Below are 25327 nucleotides of genomic sequence, written 5' to 3'. Positions count from 1 at the left end.
CAGGCATGGACAAGATGATTCCTGATGTCCCTCGCAGTGGCAAGAAAGTGGCTCGCAATGCAGCGATGTTCTTTCTGTGGGCCATGATTGCGTTCTTTACGACGAGCCGTATGGCTGCAGGGCCCCTGTACTTCGTCGTCATGGTCTCAGCCTTTTTGCTCCTTGTCTTCTCTGTTTTTGAGGTGGGGCAGTGGGCCTGGCGAAGAAGGCACCAGCACGATTAAGGCAGGGTGCGGTTGCCGGTGTGAAGGAGTACTCAGCACACCTGCCCCGCCTATGTCTGCCCTGTTTTCGCCTAGTTTTACGCCGCGATGGCAGCTCTGAGACGTTGCCGGGTGTGTAAGCGCCCCGCAACGTCTCGCGCTAATGATGACTTTTTAAAGACGCGATGCGGCATCACGGGTATCGTGCATCACTACGCCGTCGACCAGCGTGAGCGTTGCGGCGCTGCCCACGAGATCGCGAGGCGTTCCATGAAGCGGATCAACGCCCCATACCGTGATGTTTGCTCGGTGACCCGTCGCGATACGACCGAGCGTTTCGCCTTTGCCGGTTGCCGTCGCTGCCGCAGAAGTGAGGCTTTCGAGCGCTTGAGCGGGAGTAAACACGCGCTCTGGATGGTACGGTGAGCGACTCGCATCGAGCGCCGACTCCGCGGTGAGTGCGATGAAGAGATTATCTGGTGCATAGTGCGGGGCAGTGGGCGCATCAGTGCCCAGGACGAGGGGCACCCCTGCGGCTCTGAAGCTATGCCACGGGAAGCCGCTCTCGGCACGCTCGCCACCAAGCACAGCCTGCCAGTTGTCGAGAATTGCTGGGTCGCAGTGCACTGGCTGAACCGAAGCCGTGACGCCCAATGCTGCCATGCGTGCGATGGTCTCGTCGGTTACTGATTCTAGATGCTCAATGCGTGCACGACGATCATTTCGAGGGCCATTCTCTGTCATGCAAGCCTGCACCATGTCGAGCGCAATTGCGCTCGCCTCATCACCGATTGCGTGAAGCGCGAGCTGAAGACCCGCGGCATCGGCAGCAACAGCCACAGGAATAGCGTGTTCACGGTTCCAGATGGGGGCCGGGTGTGAACCGTTGACGAAGGGCTCTTGCATCGCGGCAGTGCACGCATCGATGACACCGTCGAGCACGAACTTGACGCCGACGATCGAGAGCCATTCGGCGCCATGGTCTGCATGCAGGCTGTCACGCACTTCGATAACCTCTTCGATCTGTGCGAGGTCTTGGGCAGTGTCGCCGGTAGCGGTGAGCATCCAATGGGCAGTGATGGGAAAGGGGAGGCGTCCGTCGCGGGCGAGCCTGCGACGGTAAGCGGCAAGCTCTGCGTGGCCAAATGACATTTCTGTGGCGCCGGTGACGCCGCTCTCGAGATAGGCAGTAAAGGCCGCATCGAGGTACCGGTCTTCGTCTTCTTCTCCGCGAAGCGATTCAAGGTATTTCCACGCGAACGAAACCGCGGCAGTCTCGAGCAGGAAGCCCGTGGCGTTCCCTGCGCTGTCGCGCACGATCTCGCCGCCCACGGGGTCCGGGGTTTCTCTGGTGATGCCCATTGCGTTGAGCGCTGCAGTGTTGACCCAGACTGAGTGGAGATCGTTTGCGTCGAGTACGACGGGCACGTCAGCAACGGCGGCTTCAATCTGTGCCGCATTGGGACGTTCGCCCTCGTCAAATATGTCGAACCGCCAGCCTGAACCGAGCAACACCTTGGCATCAGGGCTCGCAGCACGGGCGGCTGCGAGTCGGTGCTGCACCTCAGCAACGGTCTCTGCATCGCGCAGGGGTACTTTTGAGAGGGTCTCTCCGAGCATCAGCATGTGCGCATGACCCTCGATAATGCCGGGGGTGACAACGGAGCCACCAAGATCCACCTCAACTGCTTCATTACCGGCGGCAGCCCGTACGACGTCGAGGTCGCCTGCAGCGATGATGAGCCCGTCGCGGCAGGCGAAGCTCTCACGAGGTGCATCGCTGGCTACGCCGGTGAAAACCGTTGCTCCGTGGTAAATAGTGGGTGAGGAAGTCATGTGGCAGATGCTTTCTTGTGTGGAGGGGCTTGGTTAGTATGAGGGACGCTCTGAGGCTCGGGCGAGTGCTTTTTCAGCGCCTACTGAAACGCGTGCGATTGCGTTGGTTGGTGCAATTGCGATGAAGCTCACGAGGCCAGCAATGAGGGTGAACGTGCCGGCACCGACGAGTTCGATGAGCCACCCACCGAGCAGCGGTGCGAAGCTTGAACCGATGAGGTAAGCGCCGATCAATGGCCCAGACCATCGACCACGCGCATCAAGCCCAGCGGCAGCTGCGATGAATAGCGCAAATGAAAACGCGTAAATCGTGTTGATTGCAATGATGAGCGTTGCGAAGACCGTGGGGTCGTCGACGAAGCCGACCGTAATTTTCAATGCACCGCCGATGACGAGGGCAATTGAAAGGGGGAGCGCGCGGCCGATGCGTTCGCCAAAAATTGTGACAGTAAGCATGCCGAGTACGCCACCGGCGGCCGCGAGGCTCAGCGCGAAGCCGAGTGGTTGCTCGCCGAGGCCGACTGCTTCTCCGAGCACCGGGGCCATGGTCCAAATTGCGTCTTCACTCGCGCCCCATACCGGGAACACGATGAGAATTGCGATGCCCGCAAGCGTGATTTTGCGTGGCGCTGCGATGCTCAGGCTGGTGGTGACATCGACGGGTTCTGCGTGGCTTGGGGCATCGGGAAGCCATTGCGCGAGCAGAAGCGCAATGAGCGAGAGTAACGCGAGCGATCCGAACACGCTTGTTTGAGCGATGCCAAAGATGGGAATGATGCCGAGAATGATGGCGATGAGCACCCGGTTCACAAGCCCGCTGGCTGCTGAAATGCGGTTTGGGTTGCGCAGTGCTGCGAGGGCTGCACCGGAAGTGGAGATCGCTGCACCGATGCCAGCGCCGCCCAGGATGAGGCCTGCGACAACGACGCCTGGAGTGGGCGAAAACGTTGCAACCGCGAAGGCGGCGGTGGCGATAAACAGGCCGGTTGTTGCGAGGTTCCGGCGGTGCTTTCCTGCCGCGAGTCGCGAAGTTCCCAGGCCGATAATCGCCGAGGCGAGTAGGGCCCAAGTGAGAATGTTGCCACTGCTAATGACATCGAATCCGAGTCGGCCAAGCGCGGTCATCACGAAGGGGGCAAGGTTTGCCATCATCAGGCTTGCGAGGGCGATGACAAAGGTTGCGCTGCCGTTGCGAAGCGTCAGCGGGCGACGCGGGTCACTGTGTGGCGGCTGTGCGAATTCTTGCGACAGTGCTGATTCGGGGGTGTTGGTGTGGGGCATGCGGTCTCCGGCGGCTTTGGCGGTGATTAAAAGGAAGTCGTTACTCAGTGAACGAATTAACCGAAACTATTTCGGTTATTGTGATTATCGTCGCCCGTATGGCAAGATTTGTCAAGACCGTCAAAGGAAGGGGCACCGTGGCGAGACCTTGCACGACACTGCTGAACCGCGAGATCATTGGCCGTGCAGCGGTTGAATTCGTAGACTCGGGCAATGAACTTCAGCTGGTGCCTCTCGCCACAAAGCTCGGCGTGAGTGTTTCTTCGCTTTACCACCACGTCCAAGGTCGCGAAGGCGTTATTCGTGCGATGAGGCACGTGCTCGTGACCGAGTACTTCGAACAGGGGCCGACTGAGGGAACCTGGGAAGAGCGCATTCGTGGCGAAGTGCACCGCAGCTGGCGCATGTATGCCGAACATCCCGGCGTGCTACAGCTGATGTTGACCGTTGTCATCGATGAGCCTGACCTTATGCACTATTACGGGGCGCTCGCGCAAACGCTCGAAGAAGCGGGTCTGGCACAGTCTGAGATTCTCACCACGATTGAAGTCATTGATGCGTTCTCGTTTGGGGCTGCGCTCGATGCGCTTTCGCCCGCGCGCATTTTTGATGCCGAGCGGGCCTCAGCACATCTCGTGACGCTCATGAACGATCACCCGAGCGGCGACGAACGGAGCTCTCTCGTGTTTGAACGAGGTCTTGATTTCATCATCGCGGGTATTCGGGCGAGGGTCGACGCAATCAGCTAGAGAAAGCGCTTGGGCGATCCACTGGTTATTGATTCTTGCCAGGGAAACAATGGAGCGTTGCTGCGGCAATCGAGAGCACGGCGGCAGCCGCGGCGACGAAAGCGAGGGCTAGCAAGGGCGATGCGGCGGATGCTTCGACTGTGGGCGTCGCGAGTTCGGCCCCGAGCGCGTTCACGAAGAAGGCCGTGGGCAGCCAGGTGAATACATTTGCGAGTGGCTGCGGCAAGAGCGCTAGCGGGACCGCTGCACCTGAGGTAGCGATGACGAGCATCGTGGCGATGAGCGCGAAGCCCATGGTGCGTTCGGGGCTGCGAAATCTCGCTCCGATAAGGCACCCGAGCGAGAGGAAGAAAGCGAAGCCTGCCGAGAGTACGAGCGTGAAGCGGGAGAGCGCTGCTGGCGAAGGGGTGGCGAATCCAAGAGCGAGGCCAACGATGAGAGCGACCTGTACGGCGCTGACCGGCAGACGGGCAACGAGGTGGGCGGTGACGAGCGGTACACTGCGGATCGGCGTCGTGCTCAGATGTTGCAGCACGCCTGTCGCGCGATAGGTGACGAGCGGGGTGGCGGTCGTGACGAAAGCGAGGGAGCAGCATCCGATGAGGGCGAGGGTGGGAAGTGAGGCTCTGACGATTCCGAGTGTTGGCAAGTGTGCTGAGCCAGCTGTCTCGGAGTGGCCCACAGCGAGCACGACATCGCAGAGCGTGATGGCGACGAGGGCCCCGGCAAAAGTGAACAGCATGGTGAGCATCGCACGCTTGTCTCGGAGCGCCTCACGACCGAACGCCAGGCAGAGCTGCCGAAACTGGGTGGCGTTGCCGAGCGGCCTCATGATGATGGGGTCCAGCCGGCTTCGCGCTCGCCAGCCAGACGCATGAAGACGTCTTCGAGCGAGGGGGCCTCAACGCGCATAGCCGAGGCGTGAAGACCACGATGAAAGGTGACGCGGCGCAAGAGCGCGTCGGGGTTGGCCGTTTCGATGCTGATGCGCAGTGCGTCGGGCACCTGATCGACGGTAAAAGGGGCTTCGCCGGCGAGCTCTGTGATGACGGCCCTATCGGTAGCCTCTGGCACCGTGAAGTGAACGGTGCTTCGTGAACCGTGCTGTTCGATGAGCTTTTCAGGCGTGCCCTCGGCGACCACTTTGCCGGAAACCATGATGGCGAGGGTGTCGCAGAGTTCGAATGCCTCGTCCATGTGGTGTGAGACGAGAATGACCGTAACGCCCTCGTCGCGCAGGCCGCGTATGAGCGCCCAGAGCTCACGCCGCGCAGCCGGGTCAAGCCCCGCCGAAGGCTCGTCGAGTATGGTCAGCTGTGGCCGGCCAATGATGGCGATGCCGATGAGTAGGCGACGTAGCTGGCCGCCAGAAAGCTTCTTCACGCGTGTGCCGAGGCAATCGTTGAGTCCGGTGATCGCGATGACCTCTTCGAGCGGGCGAGAGCCGTCGTAGAACGAGGCGAAGAGGGCCAGCGTCTCTCGCGTGGTGAGCGTGGGAAAGAGGTTTGCCGCCTGTGGCTGCACTGAGACACGCTTCGTCAATTCGTCACGCTGGGCCACGGGGTCAAGCCCCAAGACTCGCACCGTGCCAGCGGTCGGCGAACGGAGTCCCGCGAGCATTTCGACCGTGGTTGTCTTGCCGGCTCCGTTGGGGCCGAGAAGGCCAAACACCTGGCCTTCTGCGACCGTGAGGTCGATGCCGTCCACGGCTGTGCGCTCGCCATAGTGTTTCTCGAGCGCACGAACGTGCACAGCGGCAGGAGGCTTGGCGTGAGCACTCATGCACGGCCTCCGGTCGGTGGTGAGTCGCTGTCAGACGGAAAAAAGATGCGCTCGATTGGGAGCTCGAACACCGAAGCAATTCGGAATGCGAGAGGCAGCGAGGGATCGTAGCGTCCCTTCTCGAGCGTGTTGATCGTTTGGCGCGAGACCCCGAGGGCCTCGGCCAGCTGTACCTGCGACCAGCCCTGCTCAGTGCGGAGCTCTCGAACCATGTTTTTCACCGGTTGCCCCTTGCAAAGCTAACCGGCAGAGCAATGCCCCATGCTGCCATGCCGACCGTGAAGATCACCATGCCGCTCATAGGAATCGAGAAGCCTCCACCCTCAAGCAAGCCAATCGTGACCGCGGCTACCATCGCTGCCGCAAACCCAAATGACATGCTCCGTGAGAAGAATTGCCGCTGCATTTCATCCATGCGGCGGCCATGACGCCAGATCGCAAAGGGAACCCAGACGAGTGGCACGAGCGGCAACAGGGTTCGCGTGAGGTGCTGCCAGGTGCCGTGCTCGGTATGCCAGAGCGCTGGCAGCGCAATGAAGAGCAAGATGAAGAGCAAGAGACCACTCGTCATCTCCCAGACATAGGTGATTGCGGATCGCTTCTCGCTCGAAGTGTATTGAGATGCGCCGTTCATGGTGTCACGGCCTCCTTTGCTCGGTGATCGTGAGTTGGTACGTGCGCGGGGGAGCCGCCGGTGCTCCATTCGAATCGCCGTAGCGCCGTGACTCCCGCGACGACCGTCATCACGAGCATCATTGCCCACAGCAGCGGCACTGGCATGAAAGCCTCACCGCCCGTAAGATCTGGGGCGAGCGCAGAAGCGAACCAGGTCGTTGGTAGCAACCGCGGAAGCGATTCGACGAGGGGCGAGAGTGTTCCCGCTGCGATGGGCAGGAAGGTGCCCGAGCACATCATTGCTCCAAGTGCTACCGCAACACTTATGTGGTGGCTTGACTCGGCGCTTTGCCCTCGGCCCGCAACGAGGAGCGCGCATGCGAAGAGCATTGCCGACCCGATGAGCGTCGTGGTGAGTAGCCGCAGAAGGTTGCTTGTTTCACCGGTGAAGCCCGCGGTGATGGCGACGCCGTAGCCGACCGCTACTTGAACGCCGACGAGCACGACGCGAATTGGCAGTTGAGCCAGCACGAAGGTCGAACGTTTGAGTGGTGTCGTGCCGAGTAGCCGTAAGAGGTCACGTTCTCGCATTGCGACGAGTGGAACCGTGGTCGCCATAAACGCGGTCGCGGTGATGCCGGTCATGACGATGCTCGGCAGCGCGAGACGCAGTGGGTGCGTGCTCGCAGAGTCTGCTGCGTTTGGCAGCATGATCGTGAAGAGCCAGTAGATCAAGAGGAGCCAGCCAAAGAGAAAGAGCGGGGCAAAGCCGGTGAGCTTGTCGCGCATGAGGTCGCGGGTGCTCATTGCCGTGAGCTGCCATAGCGCGGTGCGACTGCTCATGTGTCTGTCCTGACTGTAAAGGTAGCTTGACATAAGGATAAAGTTTTCATCCGGCGTATGTCAAGCGTGCTTTACGTTCCGGTGAGAGACGTGGCGAGGTTCACTGGTAAAGCCCTGGTCGTGAAAAAGATTGGGCTGGCTAAGCTGAGCAGTATGTCACACACGAGGATGCGTGAATGAGCGAACTCACCAACTGGTTACTGAGTCTCACGACGCTTACCTTCTCCGCCGCGCTCACCGGCGCGGTGACCTACTTTGCCTCGACGGGAGCGCTTCCGCCCAACGGGTTTATTGGTATTCGAGTCGGCCGCATCGATCGCTCAGAAGAGGTCTGGCAGCGGGCGCACCGAAAAGCTTTGCCCTTCATGCTCGCTGCCAGTAGCGTGGCGCTGCTCAGCGTCATTGCGTCTGTGATCGTTATGGGCGACCCCGAAAAGCGAATCACGTGTATTGTCTGGGGCTTCTTCGCTCTGCTCGGAGTCGGCATGATCGCCGCCCTTATTGCCTTTCTCGATGCTCGAAAACCGGCTATTACCGACGAAGAGTGCGCAACCATCGTCGATGACGTCGGTGGCACTGAAGACGATCGCAGCGGCCATGAGGTGCAAAGGAACGATGACGCGAGCGATGCTTGAAGCGCTGCTCAGCGCGTGCGCCCCTAGGCCTTGAGTAGCTGCCGCACGACCTCTGCAGCCGCGGGGCCGTCGAGAGCGGGCATGTTGGCCCAGGATCCGCCGCCGATGATGGCCTCAACCGTGGGAACCCAAACCGTCGTGGTCGTGGCCCCGGCAACCGCCGAGCCGAGGTCGAGAGAGAAGGCGACACCGTCGTGCTGTGTGATCCACTCGGCTTCGACGACTGAGCCGCCCTCGGCGTTTTCAATCATGCTGGTGTCGGGCTTTTCACTGCCGGGCTCGACCGGTGTGAGGCTCACTGAGACCACGCGAATATTGGCGAGAGCGGTCTCGCCCTCGGCGGTCTCCCAGAGGCAATACACGCCCCACTCGTCGACACCGTTATCTTCGGCGGGAACGAGACCCTCGATGTACGGCGCGACGACCGCCTCAACTTGGTCGCACGACGTGATGTGAGCGATCGACGCGCTGTCGGTAGGTGCGTCATTCACGGCTTCGTCGGTGACCGTTTCGCTCGCCTGATCCCGAGGTTCGTTGTCGTCGGTGACGGTGGGGTCGCCCGAGCAGCCGGCGATGAGAAGCAGCGTGCTGGCGGTGGCGAGCAAGGTGAGGGCTGTGCGCATATCGATCAGTATCAAAGGTTGGCGAAGGCGCTTGAGGCAACGAGGAAGGCCCCGAAGCAGAACCGCGTGAGGATGGGGGAATACGCGGGCTTCGGGGCCAGGAACTCAGAACCTCAGTTCTGAGCTTTGTTCCGGATACCTCCGGAACAAATCGTGTTTGCTAGTCGAGGCTTCGCTCTCGTCGTGCAAACAAGGCAGTTGCTACACCGCTGAGCAGCAAGAGAGCCGCAGCACCCGTGACCCAGAATGGGAAGCCGGTGCCGCCCGTTGTCGCCAGGTCGTCGGTTACGGGAACCTTGGGAACCGGCTTAGGGGTGGTTGGTGTTGGAGGTGCTGGGGTGACGGTGGTGTCGCAGTCGGTGGCTTTGAGTTGGTAGCTCCAGGTTGCGGTGCCGTCGTCGTTTGCGGTCCAGCCTTCTGGCAGGGTTCCGAATACGTGGCCCTTGTCGAGCGTTGCGGTGATGGTTGCGATGTGCTCGTCGTTGGTGGTGACATCGCTGTAGGTGATGCCGTTACCGTTGTCGGGTTGTGTGACGGTTTCCCAGATGGTGGTTCCCTCGGTGTCAACGGTGCATTCTGCGGGGTTGATGGTGGGGGTGTTGGGGGTGACGGTGGTGTCGCAGTCGGTGGCTTTGAGTTGGTAGCTCCAGGTTGCGGTGCCGTCGTCGTTTGCGGTCCAGCCTTCTGGCAGGGTTCCGAATACGTGGCCCTTGTCGAGCGTTGCGGTGATGGTTGCGATGTGCTCGTCGTTGGTGGTGACATCGCTGTAGGTGATGCCGTTACCGTTGTCGGGTTGTGTGACGGTTTCCCAGATGGTGGTTCCCTCGGTGTCAACGGTGCATTCTGCGGGGTTGATGGTGGGGGTGTTGGGGGTGACGGTGGTGTCGCAGTCGGTGGCTTTGAGTTGGTAGCTCCAGGTTGCGGTGCCGTCGTCGTTTGCGGTCCAGCCTTCTGGCAGGTCGCCATTGCTGAGCGTTGCGCCAGGAACCGGCGTCGCGATGACCGTTGCGAGGTGGTTATCGTCGACAGACTGCTCGTAGGTGAAGAACCCGCCCTCAGGCAGTACAACTTCTTCCCAGATCTTGCCGATATCACCTTCGGTGCACTCAGCAGCGTTGATCGTGGGTGAGGTGGGGAGCGCGTTGTTCATATCGCCGCCGCCCGATCCGCCTGCCATCTGTATTTCGTGAGCGACCTCAATGCTGGGGGTTTCAACACCATTGATCTTGATATCAGCAGCGTTCTTCAGCGTTTGCTTGCCACCGAGTTCGTGGTTGCTGTTATTGAGTACCCACTCGATGACATAGATACCGCCCTCAAGCTCGTAAGGAGCGGGCGCACTTTCAGGAGCTCCCGAAGAGTTTTTCACGCCTTCGCATGCACCCGAGGCCGGGGCTTTCGAGGTAAACGTAACCGACTTGAAATCATCGCTTACCGTTGCATTCACATCTTCTGTGACGTCACGCCAGCCAGCGGGGTATTCATAACCCTGCTCTGAGTGCGCCATGCATGAGAGCTCGTAGATGTGGGGACCGGAAACATAGGTTTGAGGTGCTTCAAAGTGGTCGGTGACCGTGACCTTGAGACCCTCTTTCAGCGTCTGGTCTGAGTTGCTCATCCAAGCCGCACCACTTGAAACGGTTGGCACCCAAATATTCCACTTGACATTGCCGTTTGAATCGTTGTAACTGCCGTACTTCGCGCCCTTGTCGCTGTAAGGACTCCATGCACAAGCTTCTCCCTCGCAGACTGGCCCGGGCTCACCCTTTGGGGCCACAGTGAACGTGTGGTCTTTGCCCGCGATTCGAATGGTGCGTTCCTGCGGCTCTGTGACGGTTTCTTCGTCAAACTGTAGAGCGCCTCGCATGCTAAAAGTGCCCTGAATATTGTTCGGGTTTGCGACGACGTAATCGTTGTCAAGGCCGCAGGTGACAGTCTGCTCGGTAACGGTGCACTCGCCTGAAATCGCGCCTGCTGCGTCGCGAATAACAAACGAATCAGCGATGCCGCGGATTTCATTTGGTAGATCGAACTGCACCGTAACCGGAGGCGTAGCCGCGACCTGCTTGACGGCACGCCAAGAGACATCAAGCCAGTAGGTGTTGCCGTTGGTCAGTCCGTCTGAACGCTGGAAAGACCATTCGGTGATTTCTGTTGGTGTGCCCTCTGCGGCTTGGGCAGGTGCCGTGGCCGTTGTCGTGAGACCGAATGAGAGGAGGAGGAGTGCGAGAGCGCCCCCAAGCGCATCTCTTCTCTTCTTTGCCCTCGGCGGGGATGTAATTGTGTTTGCCATTAAGTACCCTTTTCTCCTGGCTTGTGTTGCGCAGATATCGGCCGGTTCTTGGTGAGCAAGGCGGCGACATAGAGTGTGCGCAGGCATGTTTCATGCAGGAACCGAGAAACCTGAAGAACGAGTGACGGTTTTTGGTGAAAATGTTCGGCACGCTCCGAGCAGACAGTCTTGCCGAAGGAAGCCCCTACAGAAAGACTTTTTCACCCCTTGGGCAGGTAAATCACCCTTTGTTCACCCCTGGTAAATTCCCCTCGCTCAGCCGCCGTCATGTGAGTATGAGAACTAGAAATGATCTATTAGGGGACGACGATGAGGGGAATAGATGGGGATGGGTACCTCGAACCATGCTGCTATTCCCGATCTGGCGCCAAGCCTTTATACAGATGATCTGGGTCTCCACGAAGCTGTTTCGGCGCAGGATTGGGCACAGGTTATTCGCATTCTTGAAGATACCTCGCTGTTGCTTGTGCGCAAACCCGGTGGAATGGCTTATGCGAGGCGCGCTCTGGAAGCTATGCCTCCAGAAGTGAGAGCGTTGCACCCTGAACTGCAACCGCACTTCGAATTTGTGGGGCTGTCGCAAGTTGCAGATATAGACCCCAATGCCGCGAACCAAATTTTACTCGAGGGTGGCGAGACTTCTGCGAGAGCAGTGAGAAGGCTCACGGTTTCTATCGTGTCTCTGAGACTTAACCATCACACCGAGAAAGCCCTTGAAGTTGTCAAAGCCGTTGAAGAACAGGTGTTAATTGCTGCCGATCGAGTAGGCGCTGCTGCTGAAGCAGCAGCCTCAGGGTTTTTCGCTCAAGCTGCCAAAACATATTTGTTGGCAGGCGACATCGCTCATGCACATGCTGCTTATATGCATGCTTGGAGATGGCGTCATCAAGATGAACTGGGATTCGTTGCTCACGAAGCCGCAAGCACGATTGCGGCCATACATGCGGCTTCTGGGAGGCTGGATCAGGCGGAGGAATGGCTTGCAAGAGCCGCAGAATGGCCAGTATCGATCAGCCCGGATTATGCCGCAGTCGTTGATTTTGCCGAGCCGCTCGCTTCATTCATCGTCGCTTTCGAACGTCTTGATTTTGCCCGTGCAGCCGAGTTTCTACCGAGTCTTGCCCAGCCAACACAGGGCTTCGAATTCTTTTACTGGGTGATAGAGATGAGGGCGCGTTGTTTTTTGTTCTCGGGCTTTCCCAACCGCGCGTTGCAACTGATTGATGAGACCGAAGAGTACCTCGAGCCTCATACGGCGCAGCGGTTGAGAGCCGGGGCTCTATTGCAGTCTGGTAAACGTGAACAGGCTCTCTCGCTGTCACGCACCCTGAACGAGCCGGTCACGGTGGCACTCATTGAAGCACGGGCTGCTGCGTTAGAGAATGACTTCAAGACTGCGCTTGAAACGATTGAGACCGCAATACCGCTGGCTTTGTCGCGAAAACGGCTTGATCTTCTCGCGCTGCAAGCAATGTGTTTGCTTGCAGTTGGGCGGCGTGAAGCCGCTCGTGCTGTCTTCAGTGATTTACTACTTGGGCTGAACGGGTGTCTCTCGGTGTTCACGACAATTCACCCGAGCTCGCTCAGAGCACTTTTTGAGCTCACGGTTTCGCACCCTCTTTCGGCAGAAGTCGAGAGGGAATGGCTTTCGCGCTCCGCTGGGCCGCTGTATCAATTTACGCCGGTTCTGAACACTGCTGAAGTGACGACGCTTACACCGAGAGAGCTTGTCATCTTGAGGTATGTTGTGAGCGGCTTGAGTCGAAAAGAGATTGCGCTTCGCGAGACAGTCTCGATCAATACGGTCAAAAGCCAGGTCCGTTCAGCGTTTCGCAAGCTCGCCGTAACGAATACGCAAGAGGCCAAGGTTCGATGCATCGAGCTTGGGCTTTTCTAATGCGAAAGTACGTGGAATGTTTGTTCTCGATACATCTTTCCTGGCACGCTCGGTGAGTCTTATCGCCCAGCAGTCGTCACCCCGCTGCTGAGCTTGGCCCTGGCGATGTTCGCATGGTGAAGCAGCGTCGGTAGACCGGGCCAACTGAGTGTCATCGGCGGCCCTGGCTGAGTGGCTCGCTGTGCCGCGCACCCTTGAGACGGGCAATGAAACCTGGTTGCGTGGAGGGTAAGCACAGAGTGGTAGGGCGAACAGCCCGAGGGTTATGAGCCAAGGTTTGTAGGGTTTTGCCGCCGCTGAAATGAATCAGCGAAGAGGGTGAGGCGACATGAACATCGTGTTAAGGGTGGTTGCCGGGGCGGTTCTTGGCTGCCTCTACGTGGGCCTCGCGGGCATTATCGGCATGCAAGCGTTTGGCGCCAGAGTCGGGGCAACATTTTCGTTGAAGATTGAGCCCATCATGGCGGGGCCGCAGAGTGTTCCTTACTTACCCTACGCCGTTGGTGGGGTGCTTGGCGCGGTCTTCATCTATGTGTTGTTTGCGGTCTTTGCGGTGTTTGCGGCACGCAATCGCACGCACTCGGCGGCCTTGAATTTCGGCTTTAGCGTAACGCTCGTGCTCATCGGGTTGCAGCACACGTCGTACGGCCCTGACTACGAGTTGCTGCCATGGGGTCTCGGGTGGATACAGCGTGCCTCTCTTGAATCGGCAGTACACGTTCTCGCCGTAGCGAGCTTTGGCTTTGCGATCTGGCAGTTGCTTCGACGAGGGCGCGAGGTGCGCTCGGGCCGAGATGGATTGTCAGAACCGGCAGTATGACGAAAGGGCGGGTGTCTCGCCCAGTGTTTGGCCGAGACACCCGCCCTTTCGCGGCGTGAGAACTTACGCGTTTGCTGTGGCGGTTGCCTTCGCGAAGCGCTCCTGCACGTCGCTCCAGTTCACGATGTTCCAGAACGCCTTGACGTAGTCGGCGCGAACGTTCTGGTAATCGAGGTAGTAAGCGTGCTCCCACACGTCAAGCTGCAGAAGCGGGGTGATGCCGAGCGGAGCGTTGCCCTGCTGGTCGAACAGCTGGAAGATCACGGGGCGTGCCCCGAGGTCGTCCCAGCCGAGAACCGACCAGCCTGAGCCCTGCACGCCCATTGCGGTCGCGGTGAAGTGCGCCTGGAACTTTTCGAACGAGCCGAAGTGCTCGCCGATGGCCTCGGCGAGGTCGCCCTCGGGCTCGCCGCCACCGTTGGGCGACATGTTCTTCCAGAACACGCTGTGGTTGATGTGACCACCGAGGTTGAAGGCGAGGTCCTTTTCGAGCTTGTTCACGTTCGCGAGGTTGCCGCTGTCGCGGGCCTCAGCGAGCTGCTCGAGCGCGGTGTTTGCGCCCGTGACATAGGCCTGGTGGTGCTTCGAGTGGTGCAGCTCCATGATCTTGCCCGAGACGTGAGGAGCAAGCGCGCCGTAGTCGTAGTCGAGATCGGGAAGGGTGTAGACGGTCATGTGTTTCCTTTCAGTGGTGTCGCAGCGACGAGCGCGGCAACGAGTTAGATCGCGTCGCCCGTGAGGTGAAAGGCGCGATCGAGGTAAATCATGGGGGCGCCGCTCTCGTTCGTGTGGGCGCTCAGCACCTCGGCAACCGCGAGCATTGACGAACCAACGGCGATCTTGTTGACGATGCGGCAGCGAAGCGCGACGCGAACGTCGCCCAGGTGCGGTTCGCCCGTGGGGAGCTCGCTCCAGTTCTGCTCATCGGTGAAACGTTCGCCGCCAGATACCGCGTACTCCTGCGCGATGGCCTGGTGCCTTGCGTCGAGCAGGTGCACGAGAATGGTGTCGGCCCCAAGGATGAGGCCGGCGCTGCCGGTCGAGCGCGTTACCGAGAACACGAGCGTTGCCGGGTCGACGGCAACTGAAGCGACGCTCGAGGCGGTGAGCCCGACGGGCCCTTCTACGGTGTTCGCGGTGATGAGCGCGACCCCGGCTGGATGCTCGCGAAACGCTGCCTTGAACGCCGTCTCAAGATCGGTCTGTGTGGTGGTCATCGGGTCCCTACTTTCAGCGTGGCTTCGGTTGATGCTTGGGCATGGTGCAGCATGTCGTGGCGCTCGACGATCTTCGTGCGTTCGCGGTCGCGCACCGAGCCGAGGGTGCGCTCGGCGTGGTCAAGCTGCAGCCAGCCTTCCCACGTCACCGCCTGCCGCAACCGCTCGCTGAGAGCCTCGGCGGCGGCCGCCTGGCGTGCCGCCCGCTCCTCGCTGCCCGCGGCGAGCGCGAGATCATCGAGCAGCGAGCCGATCGTTTGCGCTGCATCAGATTTCGTCGAGCCGATGAGGCCGATGGGCCCACGGCGGATCCACCCCGTCACATACAAGCCCGCGATCGGCGTGCCATCTGCCGCGAGCACGCGCCCGTCTTGCTCGGGAATCGTGCCGGTCTCGTCAGAGAACGGCACCCCCGTGACCGGCGACGATCGATAGCCGACGGTGCGGTATACCGCCTGCACGTCGTAGGTGACGCGTTCGCCGGTCGGGGTCACCCTGCCGAGTTCATCGGGCTGCGTGCGATCAAACTCGATGCCGGTGACAGCGTGCTCGCCGAGCACCCTCGCCGGTTGTTGGTAAAAGTGCAGGTGCACTCTGCGTGACGCCTCACGGCTCGCCGGGTCAATCGCGGCCCACTCGGTAAAGGTCTTCATCATGATGCGACGCTGAGTGAACTGCTTGACCATGCGCTCGCCGTGCTCGTCAAGCTCGAGGTCTGCTGGGTCGACGATGACGTCGACGTCGTGCTGGGCTCCGAGCTCGCGTAGCTCGAGGGCCGAGAAGCGCACGTCGGCCGGGCCACGCCGAATGAAGAGGTGCACGTCACGCACCCGGTTTGCCTTGAGCGCCGATTCTACGCTGTCGGGAATGTCGGTGTGGTCGAGGTGCTCGGCGTGCTTAATGATCATTCGGGTGACATCGAGTGCCACGTTGCCCGCGCCAATCACCGCGACGCTCTCGGCCTCGAGCGGCCACTCCCGTGGGGCATCAGGGTGTCCGTCGTACCAGGCCACAAAGTCGGCGCCGCCAAAGGATCCAGGGAGGTCGATTCCGTCGATCTTCAGCTCGGCGTCGCGGTCGGCGCCCGTCGAAATGATGACGGCATCGTATGCCTCGCGCAGTTCGTCGACGGTGATGTCGGTGCCGATGGTGACGTTGCCGTGAAAGCTGATGCGCGGGTTTTCAAGCACATCGTGCAGCGCGTCTTGAATCTTTTTGATGCGTGGATGGTCGGGCGAGACGCCGTAGCGCACGAGCCCGTAGGGCGCTGGGAGCTTCTCGAACAGGTCGATGCGCACCTCGGGGTCACGGTCTTGCAGGATATCGGCGGCGTAAATGCCAGCGGGGCCGGCGCCAACGATCGCTACAGTTCGTTTCATAAGGTTGGTCAGTCACTCTCTTGAGGGGGAAGGGCTGCGACGAGCGGGTGGTCGTATGCGAGCGGGCCGGTTCGTGAAGCGCCGCCTGGGGCGCCGATCTTGTCGAAAAACTCGACATTGGCCTTGTAATAGCCGCTCCACTCATCGGGCAGGTCGTCTTCGTAATAGATCGCCTCGACGGGGCACACCGGCTCGCATGCGCCGCAGTCGACGCACTCATCAGGGTGAATGTAGAGCATTCGCTCGCCCTCATAAATGCAGTCGACGGGGCACTCGTCAATACACGCACGGTCTTTGAGGTCGACGCACGGGAGCGCGATGACGTAGGTCATGCACTGACTCCTTTCACAAGTTCAGGCAGGGAATGTAAGCTCACACTGAGACTCTAAAACCTCAACCTAGGTTGAGGTCAATTCGAGAGGGGCGAAATGTCAGTGAGTACTCAGCATCGAAAGGCTGACGCGGGCGTATCGCAGGGAGTGTCTGGGGAAGATTCAGCGGGGGCCGCGGCCCACTCGCCCGACGAACTCCTGAGCATCGGCGAGATGAGCGAGCGCACCGGCGTAGCAGCCTCTGCACTGCACTACTACGAGCGACTCGGGCTCATTGCCTCGCACCGCACGGCGGGAAACCAGCGGCGCTACCCCCGGCACATGCTCCGCAGAGTCGCCCTGGTTTCGGTCGCCAAACGCCTTGGCATACCGCTTGAAGACGTGAAAGATGCCTTTGCCGACGTGCCCATGTTTGAGACGCCCTCGCACGAAGACTGGCAGCGAGCCTCGCGGCGTTGGAAGCGGGTGCTCGAACAGCGCCGCCGCGGCATTGAAAAGCTCGAGAAAGAGCTCACGGGGTGCATCGGGTGCGGCTGCCTCTCGATGAAGGCGTGCAGTCTGTTGAACCCCGACGATGAGCTCGGCGATACGGGGCAGGGCGCTCGCCGTATTCCGGTGTGACCTGGCGGTGCGGGTGATTTTAATCCTGCAAAAGCCCGGCTTTTCGTGCTCGCTTTGCTGCCCATAGTGCGATACGCAAATCAATTGAATCTGAGGGCGATAGCGCATCTTTGCCGGTGAGCTCACGAACTCTTGCAAACCGGTGCCGAATGGTATTGACATGCACAAAGAGCTTTTGAGCGGTGTGTTGCAGATGGTTTTCGCAGTCAAAAAAAGTTGAGAGCGTGGTCACGAGATCACCGCGCCCAATCTCGTCGGCCTCAAGAAGCGGCTCACAGAGCTGGGCGAAGAATGTTTCGAGGACAGCAGCTGGCTGCTGCTCTAAAAGCGCTTCAAGCGACGCTAACTCGTGGGGGCCGGTCACGCCGCCACGGCTTTTGGCGATGCGCAATGCCGAACGTGATTCGGTGAGGGCCCGACCGAGATGGGCGAGTGGCACCACCGAGCTGAAGCCGCAAACGAGGCCAGGCTTGCGAAAGGTGTCGGGCTGCACTGGCTCACTAATGAGTATGACGTCGCGTTCGCTCGTTGCAATGAGCCCGAAAGGGAGAGTGGCTTTGAGAGCACGTTCGCTGCCGGCGGGCCAGCGAGACACAATGAGCCGCTCTGGGCTAAGTTGCTGTGCTTCGAGCTCAGGTGCGAGTGCTTGGGGCAAGGCGAGGCCCTCGACAATGAGCGTCGTCAGTTGCCCAAGGCGTGACTGTTGCTCTGATGTGGCCCTTGCGTCTTCCCGTTCTGAGAATTCAAGCAGGCTTTCAAACTGCTCTTTGAACTCTTCGCTCGGCTCTTCGGCGCCCCCGCTCTGGCTGAGTGAGTGTTCGACGGCAGCAGTGAGCTCAGTCGACTTGGCCCCTTTGCGGGCGAGCGTAAAGAGTCTCGCAAGCAGGGCAATCTCGCGCCTGCGTGCCTCGCTCTGGAGTTCGGCACGGCGCTCGAGTACGGCGTCATTGAGCGCGAGAAAAGGAACCCCGTGTTCAACGAGCAGAAGCGGTAATGATGCTTCGCGGCATGCGTCAACGAGTGCCTCGGGTGCTTGAAGGTGCACCTCGCCAAGACCTAGCACCACGCCCGCGACCTCGGCCTCAGCGAGCGCTGCAACAAAATGCTCTGCGGCACCAGGGCGCACGAGTGCACTGCCGAGGGTACACACGAGCTCGTGGTGGCGAAGATGCGGGCGTGGGTCAAGCTGTTCGGTTGAGTGAACCCACGAAACCTGAGTCTCGGCAGCGCCGGGTGGCAGAAAAACTGGGGTGAGTGACAGGGCGTCATTGCTCAAGAGATCGTTGATCGAGGTGAGCGTCATCATCGGCGAAACACTCCTTAATTGTATGTTTCTCTATATTGTATCGCTCATTATGGAGAAAAGTCCCATGTTGTCCCGTTTGCTTATGGAGAATGCCATAGTTGGTTGAAACGCTTAGTTTGGGGCCAAAGGAGACCACAATGAGCCAGGGGAATCCTGCACTCGAAACAGAACACCGAACACTTCGCCGAGAATTTAACTTCGGCTCGGTGTTCGCTTTTGCATTCGCTTTCATTTCGCCCATCGTTGCGCTATACGGTATTTTCGGCATTGCTGTGGCTGAAGCCGGGCCCTCATTTTGGTGGGGTTTTCTCATCGTATTCGGTGGCCAGTTTCTTGTAGCTCTCGTCTTTGCGACGCTCGTATCGAGGTGGCCTATCGAAGGCTCGGTATACCAGTGGGCAACGCGACTTATTGGCTCTGCTTACGGCTGGTTTGCCGGCTGGTTTTATATCTGCACCCTTGTGATTGCGATGACCACGGTCGCTTTAGGCGCCGCTGGATTTATTGCCAATATTCTCGGGGTTCGCGGTGCAGGCGCGACACAGGTGGCACTCATCGCCTTTGTGCTGCTCATCGTGGGCACCATCATTAACCTTTTGGGCCGTGGGGTGCTGAAAGTGTTTATGGTCGCGAGCATTATTGCCGAGATTTTTGGATCGATTGGTCTTGGCATTTGGCTCCTCATCGCTCACCGCACGAACAGCATTACGATTCTCTTTGATCAAGGCGAGAGCGTCGGTGCCTCTGACGGCTACTTCACGCTCGGCGGGCCGTTCTTGCTCGCCGTCGTTTTCATTGGCTTCTCGTTCGTTGGGTTTGAGAGTGCTGGTGCTATTGCTGAAGAGGTGCATGAGCCGCGCAAGAACTTGCCGAAGGCCGTGCTCTTCTCACTCACCATTATTTCGCTCATCGTGATGTTCTCGAGTCTCGCGATTATTCTCGCGATGCCTGAGAATGCAAGCCAGCTTCCAGGCTATGCCGAAGACCCCGTGCACGCGGTACTGACAGCGCTGCTTGGCTCACAGTTTGCGATACCCATTCAAGTGCTCTTTTCTATTGGGTTTATCGCGAGCTTCCTTGCCCTGCAAACCTCTGCTTCACGGCTCATTTGGGCCAAGGCCCGCGACGGGGCGCTGCCATTTTCACGGAGCCTCTCGGTGCTCACGAAGAAACAAAGCCAACCGATTGGCCCCATCATTATCACGACGGTGATTGGCACGGCGTTGCTACTCATGAGCAACGTAGCCGAAAACATCTACGAAGTGATGGTGAGTTTTACCTCAGGCGGCTTTTACCTCAGCTTCCTCTTTCCTGTTCTCGGGTTTGTGGTTGCGCTCTTCAAGAAGCGCTGGGTCTCGGGCCCGTTCTCGCTGGGCGTGTTCACGAAGCCGGTTGCTGTCGCTGCCCTCATTTGGGTCGTGCTCGAACTCGTGAACATTGCTTGGCCCCGTGCGGTCAATGGCAGCTTTTTGCTCGACTGGTCAGTGATTATCGGGGTAGGTACTCTCGCTCTCGTCGGGGCACTGGTGTACGCCTCGGTGCGCAAACGTATAGAGAATGTTGAGACCTCTGCGGTAGTGATTGATGCGCCGAAGAGCGATGCCTCACGGGCTGACAGGAGTTGAGTCACCAGATGAATCCAGTAGTTTTTGTCACGGGCATTGCCGGTGGCATGGGTGCCGCGATCGGCGAACGGATGCGCCGGGCCGGTTGGGCCGTGGCCGGTTATGATCGTGCTGAACACAGCCTTGCCGATGTGCATTTCTCGGGCGATGTGACCGACAGCGAGTCACTCGTTGCTGCGATCGATGAGACCGAAGCGCAGCTTGGCCCGATTGCGGGTCTCGTGTGTGCCGCCGGCCACTACGAGAGCACGGCGTTCACTGAGGTGACCGACGAACAGATGAGCACGATGTTACGCGTGCATCTTGGAGGTTTTGCAACCGCTTCTCAAGCGGTTCTCGGGCGCATGATCAAACACGGTGGCGGATCAATCGTTGCGATCACGAGTGAGCTTGCGATTGGCGGTGGGCCGCGTGACTCGCACTACTCGGCTGCAAAGGGTGCGATCACGGGCGCAATGAAGAGTCTTGCCGCCGAGGTCGCGAGCACCGGGGTTCGGGTGAACGCGGTTGCCCCAGGGCCTACGAATACTGCTTTGCTCGCAACTGATTCGCCTTGGCGCGAACCGGAGTATCTGAAAACCCTCCCGAGCGGGGCGTTAACCGAGCCCGAAGAAGTCGCCGCATGCGTGCAGTTCTTGCTTGAATCTGCAACTTTCATGATTGGCGAGACGCTGCACCCGAACTCAGGAGCCGTGATCTAATGCATGATCAATCGTTAGCCACTACATCTGCTCTCGTCACTGGCGCGGCGGGAGGCCTCGGGCAAGCCCAGGTGGCGCAACTCGCCTCACTCGGCGCAACGGTCGCTGCCCACGCGCGTTCTGAGAGCTCTGGCTTAGCTCAACTGCTCGAGCAAACCGGGGCTACCCCCATGATCGCTGACCTAGCGACTCCAGAGGCTTGTCGGGCGCTTATTCGCGACACCGCCGGGCAGCTGGGAAGTCTTGACCTCGTGGTGGCAAACCATGCAACCATGATCATGGGGCTGCTCGTTGACGCTGATCCGGCTGACTGGTGGCGCGTGATCGAAGTGAACCTGCTTGGCACCTTTGCGCTTATTCAAGAGAGCGCGCGAGTGATGCGCGAACAGGCAACCGGTGGCCGCATTATCGTCATTTCAAGCGAGTGGGGTGTGACGGGGTGGCCCGAAGCCACCGCCTATGCGGCGTCAAAAGCTGGCCTATTGTCACTCGTCAAGAGTCTTGGGCGGGAGCTTGGGCCGGAAGGCATTTTTGTCAACGCAATTGCGCCCGGCGTGATTGACACCCCGCAACTCGCGGTTGATTCAGACGCCGCAGGCATCTCACTTGAGGCTATGCACGAGCAATATGCAAAGCAGATACCCCTCGGGCGCATAGGCCGCCCTGAAGAGATCGCTGAGGCTGTTGCGATGCTCGCATCGCCTGAGCAGCGATCGATTGTTGGGCAAACCATACAGGTCAATGGCGGTGCCACTCGAAGTCGCGTCTGAACCGACCGAGCAGGCACACCGTCACAAGAAGAAAAGAGTGAACACATGACTCACCACACACCAGTACCTCCTATTGATGGCCAGGTATCACCGCGGTATGCAGGGTTGACGACCTTTGCGAGGCTGCCACGCATTACCGATGTTGAAGACCACGATGTTGCGGTCGTTGGCGTTCCGTTTGATGCGGGGGTCACGTTTCGCCCGGGTGCCCGATTCGGGCCAGGAGCGATTCGCGAGGCTTCACGGCTACTGCGCCCATACAACCCAGCACTTGAGGTTGCGCCTTTCGACGAGGTGCAGGTAGTCGACGCGGGCGACGTTGATTGCAACCCCTTCGATATTCAGACCGCGCTTGCCGAGATAGAAGCGGGCATTTCGGGCCTGGCCAAAGGTGGCAAACCTGTTCTGGTACTTGGTGGCGACCACACCATCGCGTTGGCTTCGATTCGTGCGATGCATAAAGAGCACGGGCCGATGGCGCTCATTCACTTCGACGCACACCTTGACACGTGGGGGCCGTACTTCAACACCCCAGTGACTCACGGCACTCCGTTTCGGGTGGCCATCGAAGAGGGGCTGCTCCTGAAAGAGCACTCGGCACACGTCGGTATTCGCGGCTCGCTGTATAGCGCCGAAGATTTGACTGATGACGAAGAGCTTGGGTTCACGATTGTACACGCGAGAGAGTTTCACACGACCCCGTTCACCGACATCATCGAGCGTATTAGCGCTCGCGTTGGCGATGCGCCCCTTTATATCTCAATCGATATTGACGTACTTGACCCGGCACACGCTCCGGGAACGGGCACTCCTGAGGCAGGTGGGCTGACGAGCAGGGAACTTCTTGAGCTTTTGCGTGGGCTGAAGCACAAGAACATTGTTGGCGCTGATGTTGTTGAGGTCTCACCCGCATACGACCACGCGAGCATCACTGCCGTTGCCGCCTCACACTGCGCTTATGATTTACTGTCAATAATGAGTAGAAAAAACGCAGATGAATAGAGCCGATAGCGCACCGGCTGCCGCACCCATCGTCTGGCCTGAGAACGCTCGCACCGCGGTGTCGTTTTCGTTCGACGTTGACGGTGAGTCGGCGGTGCTTGCCGCGAACCCTGCCACTGCCGAAAGCATGAGCGTCATGACGCATCAGCGCTACGGGCCAACGGTTGGGGTTCGCAGGCTGCTCGATATGCTCGACCGGCAAGGGGTGCAGAGCACATTTTTTGTGCCTGGTTTTACCGCTCACCTTCACCCGTGGGTCATTCGCGACATTGCTCGTGCCGGACACGAGATTGCTCACCACGGTTATCATCACGACAAACCTGCCGGGCTCACCGTTGCCAAGCAAATTGAACAGCTTGACCGCGGTAGTGACACGCTTGAAGCGCTGACGGGTGAGCGCCCTGTGGGATACCGTGCGCCGATGTGGGATCTCTCGTGGCAAATGCCAGGGCTCTTGCTCGAGCGTGGATTTGCGTATGACTCGAGTCTCATGGACGATGATTTTCCATACCTGCTACGCCCACAAGACGGTGCGCCGAGGCAGGGAACGACAGTTGACACGATCGTTGAGATTCCCATTCAATGGGCGCTCGATGATTGGGAGCAATACTGCTACATTCCCGATGTCACCGAACTCGGGCCTATTCAGACCCCGTCCCATGCGATCGAGCTTTGGCGCAGCGAGCTTGACGGCATGCGCCGCTTTGGTGGCTGTTGGGTGCTCACCAACCACCCGTTCCTCTCAGGAAGGCCCGGGCGTGCGATGGCCCTTGAAGCGTTCGTTGCCGAAGTCGTCGAGCAACGTGATGTGTGGATCGCCCCGCTGCACCGCATCGCAAGCCACGCGAGGGAACACTCGACAACCGTGAAGCAGTTTCAACGCATCGTGTGATGGCGTTTAGCCGCCTTAGGGCGCCGTGTCGATGGGGTTGAACTCGTGCTGCACCGCATCGGGGTCGGTCTCGATCGTGGGGTAATCGTTCTCTCCTTTGAGGCGGGCGATCGCATCGCGAAACTGCACCTCGAGAGCGCTGATCGAGGACTGCGCGTTGCCGAGCTCGAGCCCGCTGAGCAGCGCTTCGTAGGTGGGCGAGACCGAGAGGCGCACCGCAAACCCCTCCTCGGCGCTCAGACTCGCAAGTCGCGTCTCCATGACCAGCGTCGACATGATGCGCGAGAGCCGGTAGCTGCCGGCGAAATCGACGAGAAGCTGGTGAAAGGCGAGGTCTGAATCGCCGATCGCCCAGGCGTCGTCGCCGCGTTCGGTCGCCTGCGCGAACCCCTCGTAGGCGCTCCGCAGGGCGCCAAGCACCTCGGTGTTGCGTGCCTCAGACACGAGGTGCACTGCGCGAGACTCGATTGCGAGCCGTGCCTCGTACACGTCGTCGATCGCGTCGCCGGTGATGCCCGTGACGCGAAGGCCGCGGCCGGGAAACGCGGTCAGGAGCCCCTCCTGCACGAGTCGCTGGGCCGCCTCGCGAAAGGGGGCACGGCTCACGCCAAGCTGTGAAGAGATCTCGACCTCGCGCACCGGCGAGCCGACGGGGAGCCCTCCGGAGAAGATCGCCGAGCGAAGCTCGTGGGCGATGAGGTCGACGGTTGAGCTGCGGGTGAGGGGAGCCATTTGGCGGGGTGATCCGCCGTGGTAGTGACCGTGCAAGGGGTGCTCCGTTCGGTGTTGTGGGCGGTTCTGATGGCCCGGGCCTGCCGTTGCCGCGGCAGAGCCGGTGGCGGGCTGCCTGGTGGGATCCGCTAATGCAACGATTCTATCTAATTGTAGACAATCTTACTGTTTACATTTCATTCGGTCTGCATTCCGCGTAGCATCGCTCAGGTCGATCGCTGACACGGGCCTACACCTGGCCTTCAGAAACGAAACGAGGAACAATGACCAGTACCAGACACCGATTTACGCCCCTCGCGGCCGCTGCCGCCGGGGTCGCGGCGCTGCTGCTCTCGGCCTGCACGGCCACCGGAAACACTGACACGGCAGACGGAAACACGCTCGAACGGTTGCAAAAAGAGGGAACGATCACCCTCGCGATCGCCGAAGAGCGCCCCTACTCATGGGTTGATGAGAGCGGTGAGGCAACTGGCGCGACTATCGCGATGCACAAAGAGATCTTTAAAGGGCTCGGCATCGACAACGTTGAGGTCGTTGAGGTCGACTGGAACTCGCTTATTCCCGGCTTGAATGCTGGGCGCTTTGACGCGATTAGCGCGGGCATGTCGATTTTGCCCGACCGTTGTGAGCAAGCGGCCTTCAGCGACCCCGAGATCATGTACACGACCGCGCTCGCGGTGCCGAAGGGCAACCCCGAGAAGCTCAGCGACCTTGACTCGGTGCTTGACCGAGACGGCGACGTGAAGCTCGCGGTGCAGGGCGGCGCGATCGAGGCCGACTACGCCGATGAGCTCGGCATCAAGAACACGATCCAGGTCGATAACGCCCAGGCAGGCATGGAGGCCGTGCAGAGCGGTCGCGCTGACGCGTTCACGCTCACCGCGGTCTCGATGAACTGGATGGCAAAGGATCTCGACGACGTCGAGACGACCGACGCCTTCGTGCAGGAGCTTGACGGGGTGCCGCAGATCGGTGCGGGCGGCACGGTGTTCCGCAAGGCCGATACCGAGCTGCTTGAGGCGTACAACGCTGAGCTCGCCAAGATTACCGGTGACGAGGCGAAGTACCTTTCGCTCGTTGAAGAGTTTGGCTTCACGGCAGAAAACCTGCCGCCCGAAAGCCTCACGACCGAGCAGCTTTGCTCGGGCGAACTCGCTGAGTAGGGGCGAAACA

The 25327-nt window shown here is 59.9% G+C and carries 27 protein-coding genes; 12 read left to right on the top strand and 15 right to left on the bottom strand.

Annotation, left to right across the window (positions count from 1 at the left end):
• Window positions 1-5 precede the first annotated feature (5 nt).
• Window positions 6-224 (top strand): hypothetical protein, encoded by a 219-nt coding sequence (locus JSO19_RS03760; protein WP_270909834.1) that lies wholly within the window; start codon window positions 6-8, stop codon window positions 222-224.
• Window positions 225-377: 153 nt separating this feature from the next.
• On the opposite strand, the gene JSO19_RS03755 is transcribed toward JSO19_RS03760, so the two are convergent.
• Both JSO19_RS03755 and JSO19_RS03750 read right to left on the bottom strand, forming a co-directional pair.
• Complete coding sequence (locus JSO19_RS03755) at window positions 378-2039, bottom strand: amidohydrolase (RefSeq protein WP_270909833.1); 1662 nt, start codon at window positions 2037-2039, stop codon at window positions 378-380.
• 33 nt (window positions 2040-2072) lie between these two features.
• The gene (locus tag JSO19_RS03750; protein ID WP_270909832.1) at window positions 2073-3320 is read right to left on the bottom strand and encodes an MFS transporter; all 1248 of its coding nucleotides are present in this window, start codon (window positions 3318-3320) and stop codon (window positions 2073-2075) included.
• 47 nt (window positions 3321-3367) lie between these two features.
• On the opposite strand from JSO19_RS03750, the gene JSO19_RS03745 reads away from it, so the two are divergent.
• Window positions 3368-4069: a TetR/AcrR family transcriptional regulator C-terminal domain-containing protein gene (locus JSO19_RS03745; RefSeq protein ID WP_270909830.1), complete on the top strand. Its 702-nt coding sequence runs from the start codon at window positions 3368-3370 to the stop codon at window positions 4067-4069.
• Between the two features lie 25 nt (window positions 4070-4094).
• Here the strand turns inward: JSO19_RS03745 and JSO19_RS03740 are convergent, their stop codons facing one another.
• From JSO19_RS03740 to JSO19_RS03720, 5 genes are read right to left on the bottom strand one after another with little or no spacing between them, the layout of a single operon-like run.
• Window positions 4095-4901 (bottom strand): ABC transporter permease, encoded by an 807-nt coding sequence (locus JSO19_RS03740; RefSeq protein WP_270909828.1) that lies wholly within the window; start codon window positions 4899-4901, stop codon window positions 4095-4097.
• A complete protein-coding gene (locus tag JSO19_RS03735; RefSeq protein ID WP_270909826.1) occupies window positions 4898-5851 on the bottom strand; it encodes an ABC transporter ATP-binding protein in 954 nt (317 codons plus the stop codon). Before JSO19_RS03735 ends, JSO19_RS03740 begins: the two co-directional genes overlap by 4 nt.
• Window positions 5848-6072: a helix-turn-helix transcriptional regulator gene (locus JSO19_RS03730; RefSeq protein ID WP_270909825.1), complete on the bottom strand. Its 225-nt coding sequence runs from the start codon at window positions 6070-6072 to the stop codon at window positions 5848-5850. The genes JSO19_RS03735 and JSO19_RS03730 overlap by 4 nt, the downstream gene beginning before the upstream one ends.
• Window positions 6069-6485 (bottom strand): hypothetical protein, encoded by a 417-nt coding sequence (locus JSO19_RS03725; RefSeq protein WP_270909824.1) that lies wholly within the window; start codon window positions 6483-6485, stop codon window positions 6069-6071. Before JSO19_RS03725 ends, JSO19_RS03730 begins: the two co-directional genes overlap by 4 nt.
• Entirely contained in the window at window positions 6482-7309 is an 828-nt protein-coding gene (locus JSO19_RS03720) for an ABC transporter permease (protein ID WP_270909823.1), read from the bottom strand. The genes JSO19_RS03725 and JSO19_RS03720 overlap by 4 nt, the downstream gene beginning before the upstream one ends.
• 176 nt (window positions 7310-7485) lie before the next feature.
• Between JSO19_RS03720 and JSO19_RS03715 the strand changes: the two genes are divergently transcribed.
• Window positions 7486-7944 carry an SdpI family protein gene (locus JSO19_RS03715; RefSeq protein WP_270909822.1) on the top strand — a complete coding sequence of 153 codons (459 nt, stop codon included), beginning with the start codon at window positions 7486-7488 and terminating at the stop codon, window positions 7942-7944.
• 23 nt (window positions 7945-7967) lie between these two features.
• On the opposite strand, the gene JSO19_RS03710 is transcribed toward JSO19_RS03715, so the two are convergent.
• Window positions 7968-8567 carry a hypothetical protein gene (locus JSO19_RS03710; protein ID WP_270909821.1) on the bottom strand — a complete coding sequence of 200 codons (600 nt, stop codon included), beginning with the start codon at window positions 8565-8567 and terminating at the stop codon, window positions 7968-7970.
• 160 nt (window positions 8568-8727) lie between these two features.
• Window positions 8728-10860 carry a hypothetical protein gene (locus tag JSO19_RS03705; RefSeq protein WP_270909820.1) on the bottom strand — a complete coding sequence of 711 codons (2133 nt, stop codon included), beginning with the start codon at window positions 10858-10860 and terminating at the stop codon, window positions 8728-8730.
• A gap of 328 nt (window positions 10861-11188) precedes the next feature.
• On the opposite strand from JSO19_RS03705, the gene JSO19_RS03700 reads away from it, so the two are divergent.
• Complete coding sequence (locus JSO19_RS03700; protein WP_270909818.1) at window positions 11189-12757, top strand: helix-turn-helix transcriptional regulator; 1569 nt, start codon at window positions 11189-11191, stop codon at window positions 12755-12757.
• Window positions 12758-13085: 328 nt separating this feature from the next.
• Entirely contained in the window at window positions 13086-13577 is a 492-nt protein-coding gene (locus tag JSO19_RS03695) for a hypothetical protein (RefSeq protein WP_270909817.1), read from the top strand.
• Between the two features lie 63 nt (window positions 13578-13640).
• Here the strand turns inward: JSO19_RS03695 and JSO19_RS03690 are convergent, their stop codons facing one another.
• Genes JSO19_RS03690 through fdxA form a run of 4 tightly spaced genes read right to left on the bottom strand, consistent with a single transcriptional unit; the run spans window position 13641 to window position 16505 of the window.
• A complete protein-coding gene (locus JSO19_RS03690; RefSeq protein WP_270909815.1) occupies window positions 13641-14252 on the bottom strand; it encodes a superoxide dismutase in 612 nt (203 codons plus the stop codon).
• A gap of 44 nt (window positions 14253-14296) precedes the next feature.
• Complete coding sequence (locus tag JSO19_RS03685) at window positions 14297-14794, bottom strand: flavin reductase family protein (protein WP_270909813.1); 498 nt, start codon at window positions 14792-14794, stop codon at window positions 14297-14299.
• On the bottom strand, window positions 14791-16173 hold the full coding sequence (locus tag JSO19_RS03680; RefSeq protein ID WP_270909811.1) for an FAD-dependent oxidoreductase: 1383 nt from the start codon (window positions 16171-16173) through the stop codon (window positions 14791-14793). Before JSO19_RS03680 ends, JSO19_RS03685 begins: the two co-directional genes overlap by 4 nt.
• A gap of 8 nt (window positions 16174-16181) precedes the next feature.
• Window positions 16182-16505 (bottom strand): ferredoxin, encoded by a 324-nt coding sequence (fdxA, locus tag JSO19_RS03675; RefSeq protein ID WP_270909810.1) that lies wholly within the window; start codon window positions 16503-16505, stop codon window positions 16182-16184.
• Between the two features lie 96 nt (window positions 16506-16601).
• Between fdxA and soxR the strand changes: the two genes are divergently transcribed.
• Window positions 16602-17126 carry a redox-sensitive transcriptional activator SoxR gene (gene soxR, locus JSO19_RS03670; protein ID WP_270909809.1) on the top strand — a complete coding sequence of 175 codons (525 nt, stop codon included), beginning with the start codon at window positions 16602-16604 and terminating at the stop codon, window positions 17124-17126.
• 19 nt (window positions 17127-17145) lie between these two features.
• Here the strand turns inward: soxR and JSO19_RS03665 are convergent, their stop codons facing one another.
• A complete protein-coding gene (locus tag JSO19_RS03665) occupies window positions 17146-18432 on the bottom strand; it encodes a helix-turn-helix domain-containing protein (protein WP_270909807.1) in 1287 nt (428 codons plus the stop codon).
• Window positions 18433-18569: 137 nt separating this feature from the next.
• Between JSO19_RS03665 and JSO19_RS03660 the strand changes: the two genes are divergently transcribed.
• Genes JSO19_RS03660 through JSO19_RS03640 form a run of 5 tightly spaced genes read left to right on the top strand, consistent with a single transcriptional unit; the run spans window position 18570 to window position 23422 of the window.
• Window positions 18570-20057, top strand: a complete 1488-nt coding sequence (locus tag JSO19_RS03660) for an amino acid permease (protein WP_270909806.1) — start codon at window positions 18570-18572, stop codon at window positions 20055-20057.
• Window positions 20058-20065: 8 nt separating this feature from the next.
• The gene (locus tag JSO19_RS03655; protein WP_270909805.1) at window positions 20066-20758 is read left to right on the top strand and encodes an SDR family NAD(P)-dependent oxidoreductase; all 693 of its coding nucleotides are present in this window, start codon (window positions 20066-20068) and stop codon (window positions 20756-20758) included.
• Window positions 20758-21528 (top strand): SDR family NAD(P)-dependent oxidoreductase, encoded by a 771-nt coding sequence (locus JSO19_RS03650; RefSeq protein ID WP_270909804.1) that lies wholly within the window; start codon window positions 20758-20760, stop codon window positions 21526-21528. Before JSO19_RS03655 ends, JSO19_RS03650 begins: the two co-directional genes overlap by 1 nt.
• A 45-nt stretch (window positions 21529-21573) precedes the next feature.
• A complete protein-coding gene (gene speB, locus JSO19_RS03645; protein ID WP_270909802.1) occupies window positions 21574-22530 on the top strand; it encodes an agmatinase in 957 nt (318 codons plus the stop codon).
• Complete coding sequence (locus JSO19_RS03640; RefSeq protein WP_270909801.1) at window positions 22523-23422, top strand: polysaccharide deacetylase family protein; 900 nt, start codon at window positions 22523-22525, stop codon at window positions 23420-23422. Before speB ends, JSO19_RS03640 begins: the two co-directional genes overlap by 8 nt.
• Before the next feature lie 15 nt (window positions 23423-23437).
• On the opposite strand, the gene JSO19_RS03635 is transcribed toward JSO19_RS03640, so the two are convergent.
• Window positions 23438-24190, bottom strand: coding sequence for a GntR family transcriptional regulator (locus JSO19_RS03635; protein ID WP_270909799.1), 753 nt, complete (start codon window positions 24188-24190; stop codon window positions 23438-23440).
• Between the two features lie 227 nt (window positions 24191-24417).
• Here JSO19_RS03635 and ehuB point away from each other — a divergent pair, with 227 nt between their 5' ends.
• Complete coding sequence (ehuB, locus tag JSO19_RS03630; RefSeq protein ID WP_270909798.1) at window positions 24418-25317, top strand: ectoine/hydroxyectoine ABC transporter substrate-binding protein EhuB; 900 nt, start codon at window positions 24418-24420, stop codon at window positions 25315-25317.
• Window positions 25318-25327 lie beyond the last annotated feature (10 nt).

Source organism: Leucobacter sp. UCMA 4100, assembly GCF_027853335.1.
Taxonomy (GTDB): domain Bacteria; phylum Actinomycetota; class Actinomycetes; order Actinomycetales; family Microbacteriaceae; genus Leucobacter_A.
This window is presented reverse-complemented; position numbering and strand designations above follow the sequence as displayed.